The 14,207-nt window shown below is 70.4% G+C and carries 13 protein-coding genes; 2 read left to right on the top strand and 11 right to left on the bottom strand.

The features are described 5' to 3' along the window. Window positions 1–74: 74 nt before the first annotated feature. On the top strand, window positions 75–1,373 hold the full coding sequence (locus SACAZDRAFT_RS19850) for an MFS transporter (protein ID WP_005444602.1): 1,299 nt from the start codon (window positions 75–77) through the stop codon (window positions 1,371–1,373). 127 nt (window positions 1,374–1,500) lie between these two features. Here SACAZDRAFT_RS19850 and proB read toward each other — a convergent pair whose 3' ends face one another. The 5 genes from proB to SACAZDRAFT_RS19825 form a co-directional block, all read right to left on the bottom strand. Then, window positions 1,501–2,616, bottom strand: coding sequence for a glutamate 5-kinase (proB, locus tag SACAZDRAFT_RS19845; RefSeq protein WP_005444600.1), 1,116 nt, complete (start codon window positions 2,614–2,616; stop codon window positions 1,501–1,503). Then, window positions 2,609–4,090, bottom strand: a complete 1,482-nt coding sequence (gene obgE, locus SACAZDRAFT_RS19840; protein WP_005444598.1) for a GTPase ObgE — start codon at window positions 4,088–4,090, stop codon at window positions 2,609–2,611. The genes proB and obgE overlap by 8 nt, the downstream gene beginning before the upstream one ends. 109 nt (window positions 4,091–4,199) lie before the next feature. Continuing rightward, on the bottom strand, window positions 4,200–4,457 hold the full coding sequence (rpmA, locus tag SACAZDRAFT_RS19835; protein ID WP_005444597.1) for a 50S ribosomal protein L27: 258 nt from the start codon (window positions 4,455–4,457) through the stop codon (window positions 4,200–4,202). Window positions 4,458–4,472: 15 nt separating this feature from the next. After that, window positions 4,473–4,787 carry a 50S ribosomal protein L21 gene (rplU, locus tag SACAZDRAFT_RS19830; RefSeq protein ID WP_005444596.1) on the bottom strand — a complete coding sequence of 105 codons (315 nt, stop codon included), beginning with the start codon at window positions 4,785–4,787 and terminating at the stop codon, window positions 4,473–4,475. Window positions 4,788–4,930: 143 nt separating this feature from the next. Beyond that, window positions 4,931–7,888, bottom strand: coding sequence for an Rne/Rng family ribonuclease (locus SACAZDRAFT_RS19825; RefSeq protein ID WP_005444595.1), 2,958 nt, complete (start codon window positions 7,886–7,888; stop codon window positions 4,931–4,933). 482 nt (window positions 7,889–8,370) lie between these two features. On the opposite strand from SACAZDRAFT_RS19825, the gene SACAZDRAFT_RS19820 reads away from it, so the two are divergent. Next, a complete protein-coding gene (locus tag SACAZDRAFT_RS19820; protein WP_005444593.1) occupies window positions 8,371–9,789 on the top strand; it encodes a S8 family peptidase in 1,419 nt (472 codons plus the stop codon). A gap of 30 nt (window positions 9,790–9,819) precedes the next feature. Here SACAZDRAFT_RS19820 and SACAZDRAFT_RS19815 read toward each other — a convergent pair whose 3' ends face one another. From SACAZDRAFT_RS19815 to SACAZDRAFT_RS19790, 6 genes are all read right to left on the bottom strand, one after another. Next, the gene (locus SACAZDRAFT_RS19815; RefSeq protein WP_005444591.1) at window positions 9,820–10,245 is read right to left on the bottom strand and encodes a hypothetical protein; all 426 of its coding nucleotides are present in this window, start codon (window positions 10,243–10,245) and stop codon (window positions 9,820–9,822) included. 133 nt (window positions 10,246–10,378) lie between these two features. After that, a complete protein-coding gene (locus SACAZDRAFT_RS19810; protein ID WP_050954244.1) occupies window positions 10,379–10,639 on the bottom strand; it encodes a hypothetical protein in 261 nt (86 codons plus the stop codon). Between the two features lie 34 nt (window positions 10,640–10,673). Further along, window positions 10,674–11,522, bottom strand: a complete 849-nt coding sequence (locus tag SACAZDRAFT_RS19805; protein WP_005444584.1) for an ABC transporter permease — start codon at window positions 11,520–11,522, stop codon at window positions 10,674–10,676. Between the two features lie 3 nt (window positions 11,523–11,525). Then, a complete protein-coding gene (locus SACAZDRAFT_RS19800) occupies window positions 11,526–12,353 on the bottom strand; it encodes an ABC transporter permease (RefSeq protein ID WP_005444582.1) in 828 nt (275 codons plus the stop codon). Then, the gene (locus tag SACAZDRAFT_RS19795) at window positions 12,350–13,246 is read right to left on the bottom strand and encodes an ABC transporter ATP-binding protein (protein ID WP_100208760.1); all 897 of its coding nucleotides are present in this window, start codon (window positions 13,244–13,246) and stop codon (window positions 12,350–12,352) included. The genes SACAZDRAFT_RS19800 and SACAZDRAFT_RS19795 overlap by 4 nt, the downstream gene beginning before the upstream one ends. Before the next feature lie 153 nt (window positions 13,247–13,399). After that, on the bottom strand, window positions 13,400–14,128 hold the full coding sequence (locus SACAZDRAFT_RS19790; RefSeq protein ID WP_232286303.1) for a FadR/GntR family transcriptional regulator: 729 nt from the start codon (window positions 14,126–14,128) through the stop codon (window positions 13,400–13,402). Window positions 14,129–14,207: the final 79 nt, after the last annotated feature.

The raw sequence follows: 14,207 nt of genomic DNA, 5'->3' as shown, positions 1-14,207 counted from the left end.
TGGTCAAGCCCTTTCCGGAGCCCGTTCCGTGTGGCACAGTTCACCACCGGACGCGATCAGCGGCGGGAGGACACATGGTCGAGTCGGGCGTGGAGGCCACCGGCGGAGCGAGCCGGGAACGCCAACACCGGCTTCCCGTCCGGACGTTGTTCGCCGCCAGCGCGGGCAACGCGCTGGAGTGGTTCGACTGGACCATCTACGCGACGTTCAGCATCTACTTCGCGAGCACGTTCTTCCCCGGTGACCTCGCCCAGATCAACACGTTCGCCACGTACGCGCTCGCGTTCTTCTTCCGGCCGCTCGGTGGCATCCTGATCGGCCGCTTCGCCGACCTGCGCGGACGCAAACCCGCCATGATCTTCACCATCACGCTCATGGCCGGCGGGTCGGTGCTGATCGGGGTGACGCCGACGTACGACCAGATCGGCTGGCTGGCACCGCTGATGCTGCTGCTGGCACGCATCGCGCAGGGCCTGTCCCTCGGCGGTGAGGTGTCCAACGCCTCCGCCTACCTCGCCGAGGTCGCCCCACCCGATCGACGCGGCCGGTACTCCTCGTTCTTCTACATCTCCACGGGCACGGCGGTGCTCCTCGCGTCGATCCTCGGATTCGTTCTCGCCCGCTCACTGTCCACGGCGCAACTCGAGGAGTGGGGCTGGCGACTTCCGTTCCTGCTCGGCGGCGTCCTCGGAGTCGTCGCCCTGTGGCTGCGCCGCACGCTGGAGGAGACGGAGAAGTACCGCAGCAACGCTCCCGCGGCCCGACGCATGCGCCGACCGCTGTGGACCACCCTGCAACACCACCCGAAGGCCGTCGGGCAGCTCGTCGGCTTCAGCATGCTCTCCACGCTGTGCTACTACACGTTCTTCAGCGCGTTGACGCCGTTCGCGGTCAACTCCCGCGGCGCCGACCCCGTCGACGTGTTCCTGGCCCTGTCCGTGGCCACGGCGTTGTTCGTGGCGCTGCAGTACCCGATGGGCGCGCTGTCCGACCGCATCGGTCGCCGGCCGCAACTACTGGTGTGGTCGGCGGCCACCGCGCTCCTGGTCGTCCCTCTGTCGTCCCTCGTACGGCCGGGCCTGGTGAACCTGCTCGTCGTGTTCTGCGTGGGTCTCGGGCTCTACACGGCGATGACGTCCATCGCGCCCGCGATCATGAGCGAGTTGTTCCCCACCACGTTGCGGGGCCTCGGCATCGGCGCCTGGTACAACCTCACCGTCGCCGTGTTCGGTGGCACGGCGCCGCTGCTGATCACAGCGCTGTCCGGGGCGGGACTGTCGACGGCGTTCTTCTACTACGTCGCCGCGGGTGCGGCGGTCGCCTTCCTCGTGATCTGGCGGTTGCCGGAGACCAGCGGTACGGAGTTGCGCTGATAACACTGACAACGCTGACAGCACTGACGCGAAGCGCGAACACGCGTACGCAGACGGCGGACACGCGTGCATAAGGTGCGGACACGCGTGCGCAGCTCGCGGACACGCGGGCGGGGGGGCGGGTCGGTCAGCGGCGGCGGCGCAGCGGCACCAGATCGTCGGCGTGGACGACCTCGCGACGTTGTTCGGGCGGGAGCTCATGGGAGGAGCGGCCGATCAACTCGGGCAGTTCGGTGACGTCGAACGCCACCACGCCGCGCGCGACAACAGATTGCTCCGGGTTCACCAGCTCCACCACGTCCCCGGCCTGGAAATCGCCGTCGACCCCGACGATGCCCGCGGCCAGCAACGAACGCCGGTGACGCACCACCGCCGCCACGGCTCCGTCGTCGAGCACCAACCTGCCCTGCGAGCCCGCGGCGTACCCGAGCCAGAACCTGCGGGCCGACATCCGGTTCGACGCGTGGGTGAACGCCGTCCCCACACCGGCATCGCCCAGTGCCGACGGCGCTTCCTCCGCGGCCGCGATCAACACCGGGATCCCCGCCGCGGCCGCCGTTCGCGCCGCGGCGACCTTGGACATCATGCCGCCCGTGCCCAGCCCTGAGCTGGATCGTCCGACGGCCAGACCCTCGAGGTCGGACTCCGACGCCACCTCGGTGATCTTGCGGCTCGCGCCCGAGCGCGGATCGCCGTCGTACAGGCCGTCCACATCGGACAGCAGGACGAGACCGTCGGCACCGACGAGATGGGCCACGAGCGCTGCCAAGCGGTCGTTGTCACCGAAGCGGATCTCCTCGGTGGCCACCGTGTCGTTCTCGTTCACCACCGGCACCGCTCCCAGTGCCAGAAGCCGCGAGAACGTCCGCTGCGCATTGCGGTAGTGGGCGCGACGCACCACGTCGTTGGACGTCAGCAGCACCTGCCCCACGGTGAGGGAGTACCGGCCGAACGACTCCGCGTAAGCGTGGGCGAGCGCCAACTGACCGACGCTGGCCGCGGCCTGCTGCGTGGCCAAATCCTTCGGGCGCACGCCGAGCGACAACGGGGCCAGCCCCGCGCCGATCGCACCCGACGAGACGAGGACGATCTGCGTTTCTCGGGCCACCCGGTCGGCGATGGCATCGACGAGCGCGTCGAGCCGACCGACGTCCAGTCCCCCACTGGCGGTGGTGAGGGCGGACGAACCCACCTTCACCACCAGGCGTCGGGCACCGGCGATGGCACTGCGGACCTCACTCATCGGAGTCCTCGACAGCGACTCCGCCTTCCACGACCGCGTCCTCCTCGTCCGCAGTCCCTTCCCTGCGCAGGCGGCGGGCCTCCTTGCGCTCGGCTGCCGTGATCCGGTCGGAACGTTCGAGGCGCGGGTCGGTCCCACGTCCGGCCAGCTTGCCCGCGACGCCCGGAGTGGACGGTTCCCAGTCGAACGTGACGCCCGCGATGGTCACGGAACAGCCGGGTTCCGCACCCGACTTGGCCAGCTCGTCCTCCACACCCAACCGGTTCAACCGATCGGCCAGGAAGCCCACCGCTTCGTCGTTGGCGAAGTTCGTCTGCCTGATCCATCGCTCGGGCTTGGCGCCCCGCACGATGAACCCGCCCTCTTCCTCGGGGTCGGGCTCCACGGTGAACCCGCCGTCGTCCACGGCCTTCGGTGTCACGACGACCTTGGTCGGCGTCGGTGGCGGCTGCGTCGCACGGTAGGACTCGACGATCTCACCCAACGCGTAGGTGAGTTCGCGCAGACCCTTGTGGGTGACGGTCGAAATCTCGAAGACCCGCAGTCCGCGGGCCTCGAACTCCGGCCTCACCAGCTCGGCCAGCTCGGCGGCGTCCGGCACGTCCAGCTTGTTGAGGACCACGACCCTGGGCCGGGACGCGAGGTCCCCGCCGAGCGCCGGGGTGTACCGCGACAGCTCGTCCTCCAGGGCGTCGACGTCCGACACCGGGTCGCGACCGGGCTCGTACGTGGCGCAGTCCACGACGTGCACCAGCACCGCGCACCGTTCGATGTGGCGGAGGAAGTCGAGGCCCAGTCCCTTGCCCTGGCTCGCCCCGGGAATGAGTCCCGGCACGTCGGCCATCGTGAACACGACGTCGCCCGCGCTCACCACGCCGAGGTTCGGCACCAGCGTCGTGAAGGGATAGTCGGCGATCTTCGGCTTGGCCGCCGACAGCACGGAGATCAGCGACGACTTGCCCGCCGACGGGAAACCGAGGAGACCGACGTCCGCGACCGAGCGCAACTCCAGAACGAGGTCGCGCTCCTCCCCCGGCTCGCCGAGCAACGCGAAACCGGGCGCCCTGCGGGCACGCGAGGCGAGCGCCGCGTTGCCGAGCCCACCACGGCCTCCCCGAGCCGCCACGAAGCGGGTGCCCGCTCCCGTGAGGTCGGCGAGTACCTCGCCGTCCGTGTCGAGGACCACGGTGCCGTCGGGGACGCGCAGCTCCAGCGACTCACCGGCCGCGCCGCTGCGGTGACCGCCCTGGCCCTGCTTCCCGTTACCCCCTCGCGCGTGCGGGCGGAAGTGGAAGTCGAGCAACGTGTGCACGCCGGGATCGACCACGAGCACGACGTCACCGCCGTTGCCGCCGTTGCCGCCGTCGGGTCCGCCGAGCGGCTTGAACTTCTCCCGGTGCACCGACGCGCAGCCGTTCCCACCATCGCCCGCGGCGACGTAAATCACCGCGCGATCCACGAAACGGGATGCCATTGGGGCCGCCTTCCTGGGGACAGAGAACACCTGTCAAGCAAAACGAGGGACGGGGCCGGATGTGTTCCGGGCCCGTCCCTCGTTTCGAGTCGTGTGCTGGCCGGGCCGGTCAGGCCTCGACCGGCACGACATTGACCGTCTTGCGGCCACGCTTCGTGCCGAACTCCACCGCACCGGGGGCGAGAGCGAACAGAGTGTCGTCGCCGCCACGGCCGACGTTGACGCCGGGGTGGACCTTGGTACCGCGCTGGCGGATGAGAATCTCGCCTGCCTTCACGACCTGACCGCCGAACCGCTTCACACCGAGGTATTTCGGGTTGGAGTCACGGCCGTTCTTGGAGCTTGACGCGCCCTTCTTGGTTGCCATGGCTGGTCAGGTTCCTCACTTGTCGATGCCGGTGACCTCAAGGCGGGTCAGCTGCTGCCGGTGACCCTGGCGCTTGTGGTAGCCGGTCTTGTTCTTGAACTTGTGGATACGGATCTTCGGGCCCTTGGTCTGCTCGACGATCTTGCCCGTCACCGAGACCTTCGCCAGCGCGTCGGCGTCCGTCGTGACCTTGCCGTCGTCGACCACCATCACGGCGGGAAGGGTGTGCTCGGTGCCCGGCTCGCCGTCGAGCTTCTCGACCTCGACGACATCGCCGACGGCGACCTTGTACTGCTTGCCGCCGGTCTTGACGACTGCATACGCCGACACGGAAGTCTCCTGATTACTCGACTACTTGGGTTGGGGCTACGACGACCCGCCTGGTCGCGGGCCGCCTTACAGCGTACTGAGTGGTTCCCCCACGCGACGCACCGGGGTCCGCTCGGAACCCGGGCGCCGCGGCGGAGAAAACCTCAGCCGTTCTCCCGCACGGGCACGGGCGGCCCTGCGGGACGACTCGCGGCACGACGCGGACGCCGGGCCGCACGGGGAGCAGGGGCGGGAATGTCCGGTTCCTCGCTCGCCACCCCGTTGTGCGACTCGCGCCGCACCTCCGTCTGCTCGGACGACGCGGCCGGAGCGGCCGGCGCGACGCCGTTGCGCTTCTCCTCGGGCTCACGACGAGCCTTCGGTTGCTTCGCCTCCGCCGGCTGGGAGTCACGACGGTCGGGTGCCTGCCCGGCGTCCGACTCGGTCGACGGCTTCGTGGAGACCGCCTTCGAGGCGTTGGCCATGGCCTGCACCGCGGACACGGCCGACTCGCGCTGCTCCTGGGTGGGAGCGTTCGCGGCCTGTGCCGCCTGTTCGGCGGCCTTGGCCGCCTCCCGCTCCTCGGCCTTCGCCTTGTTCCGCGACCGGCGCGAGCTCTGACCACCGTGCTGGCCCTGACCGCCCTGGTTGCCGTGGTGGCCGTGGTGGCCCTGGTGGCCCTGGTGGCCATTGCCGCCGTTGCCGCGTTGCGGCTCGGTCGACACGATCACACCGCGACCCTTGCAGTGCTCGCAGGTCGTGGAGAACGCCTCCAGCAGGCCGGTGCCGACCCGCTTGCGCGTCATCTGCACCAGACCCAGCGACGTGACCTCCGCGACCTGGTGCCGCGTGCGGTCGCGGCCGAGGCACTCGGTGAGCCTGCGCAACACCAGCTCGCGGTTCGACTCCAGCACCATGTCGATGAAGTCGATCACGATGATGCCGCCGATGTCGCGCAGCCGGAGCTGGCGCACGATCTCCTCGGCCGACTCCAGGTTGTTCCTGGTGACCGTCTCCTCCAGGTTGCCACCCGAACCGGTGAACTTCCCCGTGTTGACGTCGATCACGGTCATGGCCTCGGTGCGGTCGATCACCAGGTAGCCACCGGACGGCAGCCACACCTTGCGATCGAGCGCCTTCATCAGCTGCTCGTCGATGCGGTAGTCGGCGAACACGTCGCCGGTACCCACGTAGCGCTTGACACGGTCGAGCAGGTCGGGAGCGACGTGCTGGACGTACGCGTGGATGGTCTCCCACGCCGTGTTGCCCTGGATCTCGAGCTTGCTGAAGTCCTCGGTGAACAGGTCGCGCACGACCTTCACGAGCAGGTCCGGCTCCTCGTAGAGCAGGACGGGCGCGCTGCCCTTCTTGCCGTTCGCGGCGTCGGCCTTCTCCTTGATGACCTGCCACTGGGCTTCGAGCCTGCGGACGTCGCGGCCGAGCTCCTCCTCGCTGACGCCCTCCGACGCCGTGCGGATGATCACTCCGGCGTCCTCGGGGACGATCCGCTTGAGGATGTCCTTGAGCCTGCGCCGCTCGTTCTCCGGCAGCTTCCGCGAGATGCCGGTGGCGCCGCCCGAGGGCACGTAGACCAGGAAGCGACCGGGCAGGGAGATCTGCGTGGTCAGGCGCGCGCCCTTGTGGCCGACGGGATCCTTGGTCACCTGCACGAGCACGTGGTCACCGGTCGACAACGCCTGCTCGATCTTGCGGGCCTTGCCCTCCAGACCGGCGGCGTCCCAGTCGACCTCGCCCGCGTACAACACGGCGTTGCGGCCCCGACCGATGTCGATGAACGCCGCTTCCATGGACGGCAGCACGTTCTGCACTCGCCCGAGGTAGACGTTGCCGACGATCGAACCGCTGCCCGCGGAGGTGACGAAGTGCTCCACGAGCACGCCGTCCTCCAGCACACCGATCTGCGTGGAGTCGCCGCGCTCGGCCACCACCATCGTGCGGTCGACCGACTCCCTCCTGGCGAGGAACTCGGATTCCGACAGGATCGGCGCACGCCTGCGGCCCGCCTCCCTGCCGTCGCGGCGACGCTGACGCTTGGCCTCCAGCCGTGTGGAGCCACGCACGCTGCGCACGCCGTCCCCGGCCTTGCCCTCCTTCTCCTCGGCGGGCTTGGCGTCCCGGACGTGCACGACCGTGTTCGGCGGGTCGTCGGAGGACGTGGTGTTGTCGCTGTTGTCGTCGTCCCCGCTCTTGCGGCGACGGCGGCGACGGCGGCGCCTGCTGCCCGTCTCGGACTCGGAGTCGGACGTGCCGTGGCCGTCCCCGTTCTGGGAGCCCTCGGCGTCCTGCTGCTCGGAAGACTGCTCGTCGGAGGCCGTGCGCTCACCGGACGAGTCGGCGTCGGACGAGCTCGGCGACTCGTCACCGGAGTGGTCGTCGCCGCCCTTGCCCCGGCCCCGTCCGCGACGGCCGCGCCTGCGTCGACGACGGCTCCCGCCGTCGGAACTCTCACCGTCGTCGCCGCGCTCGCCGGAGTCGCCGGATGCGCTCTCGGACGACTCCTCGCTGTCGCCACTGTCACCGCTGTCGGCCTGCGACGTGGAAGGGGTGGGCTTGCTCGGCGCCGGCGCGGAGGTCGCGGCGGCGGGAGTGGCCGCCACCGGGTCGGGAGGCAGGAACAGCGGGGACGGCGCCGCGAACACCGGAGTGTGCAGCGGGCCGGACTCGGGCGGACGTGCGGGCGGCGCGAGCGCGGGAGGCGGCACCGCGGGCGCCTGCTGCCGAGCCTGGCCGTTCTCCTGGTCGGCCGTCGCAGCGGGCGCGGGCTCCGGCCGGTCGGACTCCGTGGCCTCGGCGTTCTCGCTGGTCTCGGCAGTGCCGGTCTCGGTGCTCTCCTGCGCCTGCTCCGCCGGGGCGTCCTCGGTCACGGTGACCCCGAGCGCTTCCGCCACCTGCAGAGCGATGTCCTTCGCCACTCCGGACTGAGGGCTGCGGGCACTGTGCCCGAGGTCGGCCAGCGTGGCCAACACCTGACGACTGCTCGTGCCCAACACCTTGGCCAGCACGTGCACCCGGGTCTTGTCGGGCAGCTCGGCCAGTGCCTGTGCAGGGGAAGTGGCGGCAGTCCCGCCGGCGTTCTCGGCGGGTGTCTCCGCGTTCGTCATACATCTCCTCCGCCCCCGGGCGCGTTCATCACGCGGCCGCGCAGGGGCCGTTTCTCTGTTGTGTACCGCCCAGGTGAATCACCGTGGCGGGAATCCTTGCCTGTCATGTCACCGAAGGGCCGGGTGAACCGAAACCCCGATGACGGGTCCCGCGACGACGAACCGGTCGACCCTCGAACGCCCCGCAAAGCGTCGCCACGTCGTCGAGCCGCCCGACACGGGATGTGCGTGGCGGCGACCAACGCGCGGTTCTCCCAGCGCATCGCCGGGTCGCCCAGAGCTGTCCGCCACCTCACCGGCAGCGGCGCCAACCCGGCAACCGATGTCCAGTATCCCATACGAGCCGCGCGCCATCGTTCGCGTTCGACAACGAAACCGCCAACTCGCACTTCCGCGTTCCGGTTGTCGGCCCCTGACCTGCTCGTTACCGTGCGCTGACGAGGGGGAACACGCGACACGCGGGGTACCCGACGGAGGTGGGAGTGCACAGAAGCGCAAGTGTGGCCCTGCTCACCATCGCGCTCGTGCTGGGCGGCACCCCGGTGGCCGCGCGCGCGACGTCCTCCGCGGCGACCGACGAGTGCACCCCCGCAGGCCCCACCGAGCGGTACCTGGTGGTGCTCCCGCCGCGAACGTCGGAGGCCGACGCCGCGGCCGAGGTGCACGACGCCTGTGGCGAGCTCGGCACGTACCACCCCGAAATCTCGGTCGGCGTGGCGCACTCCTCCGATCACCGCTTCTCGACTCGGCTGGGCTCACACCGAACCTTCCGCTCGGCGCAGCCCGACTCCGGGGCCGAGCTCGCGACCTCGAAGGTCTCGGGGTCGACAGCGTCGACGCCGTCCACCGACCTCGCGGAGGGCAGGTCGACGGACCTGTCCGGGCGGCAGTGGAACCTCCGCGCGGTGCGAGCCGAGCAGGCCCACGCCCGACAGCGGGGAAGCGCCGACGTCGTGGTGGGCGTCCTCGACTCCGGCATCGACCCCACGCACCCGGACCTGCGGCACGCCGTCGCTGCCGATCGGTCGGTGGGCTGCTTGTCGGGAACACCGGACACCGCCCCGGAGAGTTGGCAGGCCACGACCTCTCCCCACGGCACGCACGTCGCGGGGCTGCTCGCCGCCGCCGACGACGGACGCGGTGTGACCGGCATCGCGCCCGGCGTCCGCGTGGCGTCGGTCCGGGTCGTCGACGACCACGGCCGGGTCAGTCCCGAGGCCGCCGTGTGCGGGCTCATGTGGGCCGCCGAGCACAGGTTCCCCGTGGTCAACGGCAGTTTTCTCGTCTCCCCCTGGTCGGCGGCGTGCGCCCGTGGCCCCGGCCGCGAGGTCGTCCGCGACGCGCTGCGCCGCGCCCTCCACCACGCCCACGAACGTGGCACCCTCACCGTCGTGGCGGCCTCCAACAAGGCCGCGCGACTGACCCCGTCGCACACGCTCTCGGCACCCGCGTCGAGCCCCGCCGCGTGCGAGGCGCTGCCCGCGGGACTGCGCGACGCCGTGTCGGTGTCGGCGTCCGACCGCAAGGGCCGCAAAGCCGGGTACAGCGCCTACGGGCTCGGCGTCATCGACTTGACCGCACCGGGCGGCGACCACGGCGACTGCCTGCTGTCGACCGTGCCCGGCGGGTACGGCACCCTGTGCGGGACCTCGATGGCGGCCCCGCACGTGGCGGGCGTCGCGGCCCTGGTGGCGTCCGAACATCCCCGGGCCACGCCGCAACGACTCCGCGCGGCCCTGACCTCGACGGCCACCGCGGTGCCCTGCCCCGGCGACTACGACCTCACCGGGAACGGCATCCAGGACGCCTTCTGCGAGGGCTACACCGGCTACAACGGGTTCTACGGCCACGGCCGCGTCGACGCACCGGGCGCCCTGGCGGCAGCCAGCTCACCTCGCTGAGGCGCCGGGCGCCCCAGGACGGAGCTCGGCTCACCCGCGACGGCGCTCCACGAGGTCGTCGAGCACCAGGGACGCCCCGATGCCGAGCATCCACACGTCCTTGGCCAGCGACAGGCCTTCCTGAGTGGGCCGCAGGCTGTTCTCCATCCGCATGCCGGGGGTCTTCAGGTACAGGCCCACGAGGCCCGCCGAGAACACGGCGAGGCTCGCCCCGGCCAGGACCGACGGCACCACCGGCACCATGAGGGCCGCGCCCAGCGCCATCTCCCCCGTCGACAGCAGACGTACGAACTTGCTCGGCGGCAGCTTCTTGAGCTGCGGGTAGGTCCCGGCGGCGAAGCCGTGCAGCTGTCCCGCCGTCTCCTCGTCCGCGCCCCGCTTCGAGTAACCCGAGTTGAAGATGAACGCCCCGGTGGTGATCCGGGCAGGCAGATGCGACCACCTCGGCCACCACACGGTGCGGGTCCTGCTCGACCCGCATGCGCGAAAACCCCGTTTCCTACCCACGTCGTGCTCCGTTCCCACTCACGGCTGCATTCGGCGGGGGGCTTCCCGTCGGCCGGGGCGCTCAATCGCCTCCGGCGTGAGGTCAGGCGTCCGTGTCGGCCCGGTCGGGGTCCCACACCAGCCGGCATGCCCGGCACTCTCGGAGACCGTTCAGCCGGTTGTCGGAGACCACGGTCGTCCACCGACGACTTCCGCACTGCGGGCAGCCACCGGGTGGGTACAGCCGTGGGTGCCGTCGGCGAAACGCCTTCGACGGGCGCCAGGAGTCGAGCTTCACGACGAGCACGATCGAGCCCACGACCACGAGGCCGAGGACGACAGAAACGATCACCGAGCTGGACATCGGCGGAGCATACGCCGGTGCCCAGCCCGGGCCGTCAACGCAACAACGTGTGCAGCCGGCGCGACACGCCGTACACCCCCACCGTGGCCAGCGCCAGCAGGTACCCCGCGTGTCCCACCATCGACCAGTCGAGCACCCCGGCGGCGAACCCGCGGGACAGCTCGACGCCGTGGTAAAGCGGCAGACACTGCACGAGCACCTGCAGCGGTTCGGGGTAGACCGACAGCGGGAAGAACGTCGTCGAGAAGAGGAACAGCGGCATGACCGCGAGCTGGATGTAGTCGAACTGCGAGGTCGTGCGCAGCAGAGTCGCGCACACCATCCCGATCGCGGCGAACGCGAACGACACGAGCACCGCCACGGGGATCACCAGCACCGCCCACGGTGTGGTGACCAGCCCTATCACGGTCATGACGCCGAAGAACGAGACCGCGTAGAGGGCGCCCCGCAACACCGCCCAGCCGATCTCGCCGAGAGCGATGTCGAACGGCCCCATCGGCGTGCTGAGCACGGCCTCGTAGGTCTTGTCGTAGCGGAACTTGAAGAACACCCCGAACGTCGCGTCGAACACCGCGCCGTTCATCGCCGAAGCCGCCAGCAGGGCCGGGGCGACGAACGCCACGTAGTCCATCACCTGGCCGCCCGGACCGGTGACCTCGGGCACGAGCCTGCCGAACCCGACCTGGAACGCGAGCAGGTAGAACAGCGGCTCGAAGACGCCCGAGACGAACACGAGCCACGCCCGCGAGTACACCATCGCCGAGCGTTCGATGAGGGCGCTCGCCCGACCGACGTAGAGCGACGGCGGGAGGATGCGCAACAGGAGCCCGGTCCTGCGCACGCCGGGCCGGGACGCGGGTGTCGCACTGCCGGTGACGACCATCGCCTACACCACCAACCTGCGGTAGAAGAAGTGCCGGGCCGCCAGGCCTCCGGCCGCGAACACCGTGGCGAGCACCGCCGCGTGCCCCAGCGCGGGGAGCAGGTCGAGCCCGCCGAGCGTGACGCCGCGGGCGAGCTCGTTGCCGTGCCACAGCGGAGAGATCCAGGCGAGCCAGCGCAACGCGAGCGGGATCTCCGACACGGGGAAGAACGTCCCGGCGAACAGCACCATGGGCATGAGCACGAACCGGAACAGACCCGTCAGCCGGTCCGTCTCGTGGTGGATCGTGGCGGCGAACGCGGTCACCGGAGCCGCGCAGGCCAGGCCGGTCGCGACACCCACCACGGCCGCGCCCACCACGCCCGGCCCGGTCCAGGCGCCGAAGAACGCCGCTACCACCACGTACACCACCGCGGCGAGCGTGATGCGAAGCCCCACCCAGAGAAAGTGTCCACCCAGGACTTGCCCCGGCGTGACGGGCGTCGCGGTGATCGCCAGGTAGTCCTTCTCCCACTTGAACCCGGACAGCACGGGCCAGGTCGACTCACCGACCGCGAACTGCACGGACCCGGCCACCAGCAACGCGGGCGCGACGTACTGGAGATACGAGACTCCACCGGTGAGCGCGCCGGGCTCGACCTGCGAGCCGAAGCCCACGCCCATCGCGAGCAGGAACAGCAGTGGCTGCAACCCCGAGGAGTACAGATTGGACGTCCAGTACCGCCGGTACCACGTCCAGAGCCCCTCGACCCGCAGCCAGGCGCCCCGCCACGCGCCCACGACGCGCACCTCGGACCGGGTGGAACGAAAAGCGCTGTCCGTCGTGGTCATTCGATCAGACTCCTGCCGGTGAGCCGCAGGAACACGTCCTCGAGCGTGCTGCGGCGCACGAGGCTCGACACCGGGCGCACGCCCCGGGCGTGCACGCTCTCCAGCGCCGACTCCCCCGAATCGACGTAGACGAGGACGCGGTCGGGCAGGACCTCGGTGCGCCGGGCGAAATCCGACACCGCGGCCACGGCCGCGTCCTGCTCTCCGGGTGGCAACCGCAGCTCCAGCACCTCCCGCGTCGAGTAGCGGTCGATGAGCTCCGCCGGGGACCCTTCCGCGACGATCCGCCCGCCGTCCATGACGACGAGGCGATCGCACAACTGCTCGGCCTCGTCCATGTAGTGGGTGGTGATAAGCAGGGTCACGCCCTGCGACTTCAGGCGGAACAGCTTGTCCCACAACAGGTGCCGGGCCTGCGGATCGAGCCCGGTGGTCGGCTCGTCGAGCAACAGCACGTCGGGATCGTTGACGAGCGACCGCGCGATGGTGAGCCTGCGTTTCATCCCGCCGGACAACGATTCCACCTCGGCGTCGGCGCGGTCGGTGAGCTGGGCGAAGTCGAGCAGCTCCTCGGCCTTCGCCCGGGCCGTCGCCCGGGAGAGCCCGAAGTAGCGGCCGTACACCTGGAGGTTCTGCCGCACCGTCAGTTCGAGATCCAGGTTGTCCTGCTGCGGCACCACGCCCAGCCTCGCGCGGATGCGGGGGCCCTCGCGGTCGGGGTCCATCCCGAGGACCGACAGGTGCCCCTCCGAACGCGGGGACGTCGAGGCGATCATGCGCATCGTGGACGACTTGCCCGCCCCGTTGGGCCCCAGGAAGCCGAACGCCTCACCCGTGCGCACGTCGAGGTCGATACCGCGGACCGCCTCGAAGTCGCCGAAGCGTTTCACCAGATTCTTCGCCTGAACGAGGGGCGCCCCCTCGTCCTCGTCAGGAGCGCCGACCGTGCCGGCGGCGCCGGATGTGCTCCCCGTACTCGCTGTGCTCTTTTCGGACACGTCGGCAACCCTGCCAGAGACCTCCGACAGAAAGTCAACGCAAATTCCTCAGGCGGAGCGGTCCCGATCGGGAACCCGCGCCCGGATTCCCTGGAAGTGTTCGTCGACGGCGGCGCGGAGAGCGGCCTCGTCCCCCGCACGCAGGGCCTCCAGGATCGCTCGATGCCGGCGAGCCGTCAGGTGCGGGGTGTCGTCCGCCCGCGGCAACTCGGCGTCGAGCGTGTTGAACACCCGCCAGAACACGCGCAGCAGGTCGAGGACGAGATCGTTGCCCAGCGGCCGGTACAGGGTCTCGTGGAACCGCCAGTCCGCCTCCGGGGCGTACCGGCCCTGCTCCGCCTCCCGCTCCATGGCCTCGACGCTGGCGGTGAGCGAGTCGAAGTCGAGGCGGTCGTCGGCGTCGAGCAGGCGGGTCACGAGCCCGCTCTCCAGGATCTCGCGGACCTCCAGCAGGTCGCGGATGTCGGAGTAGTCGCCGCGCAGCGACAGCGCACCGCGAAACGCCAGCCCCGTCTCCAGGCCGGTCAGCGGGACCGACCCGACGTACGTGCCGTAGCCGTGGCGGATGTCGACGATGCCGACCGCCTCCAGCGCCTTCATCGCCTCCCGCAGCGGGTGCCTGCTGACGTCGAGCTCCTTCATCAGCTCGACCTCGGTGGGCAGGGGCTCCCCCGGAGCGAGTCCGCGCTCGACGATCAGGTGCTTGATCGCGTCCTGGAGCGCCTTCTGGTTGGCGCGCGCGCCCTGCCTGCGCCCACCCGCCGTCGAGGTCGTCACAGCCCGCGAGTCTAGAGGTTCACGCATGGACCGCTCGCATCGTCACGACAACCGGCACACGTGCTTCAGGTCTTGCCGT

It is taken from the genome of Saccharomonospora azurea NA-128 (assembly GCF_000231055.2).
Classification (GTDB): Bacteria; Actinomycetota; Actinomycetes; order Mycobacteriales; family Pseudonocardiaceae; genus Saccharomonospora; species Saccharomonospora azurea.
The sequence above is the reverse complement of the archived record's forward strand: the minus strand, read 5'-3'. Positions and strand labels throughout refer to the sequence as shown.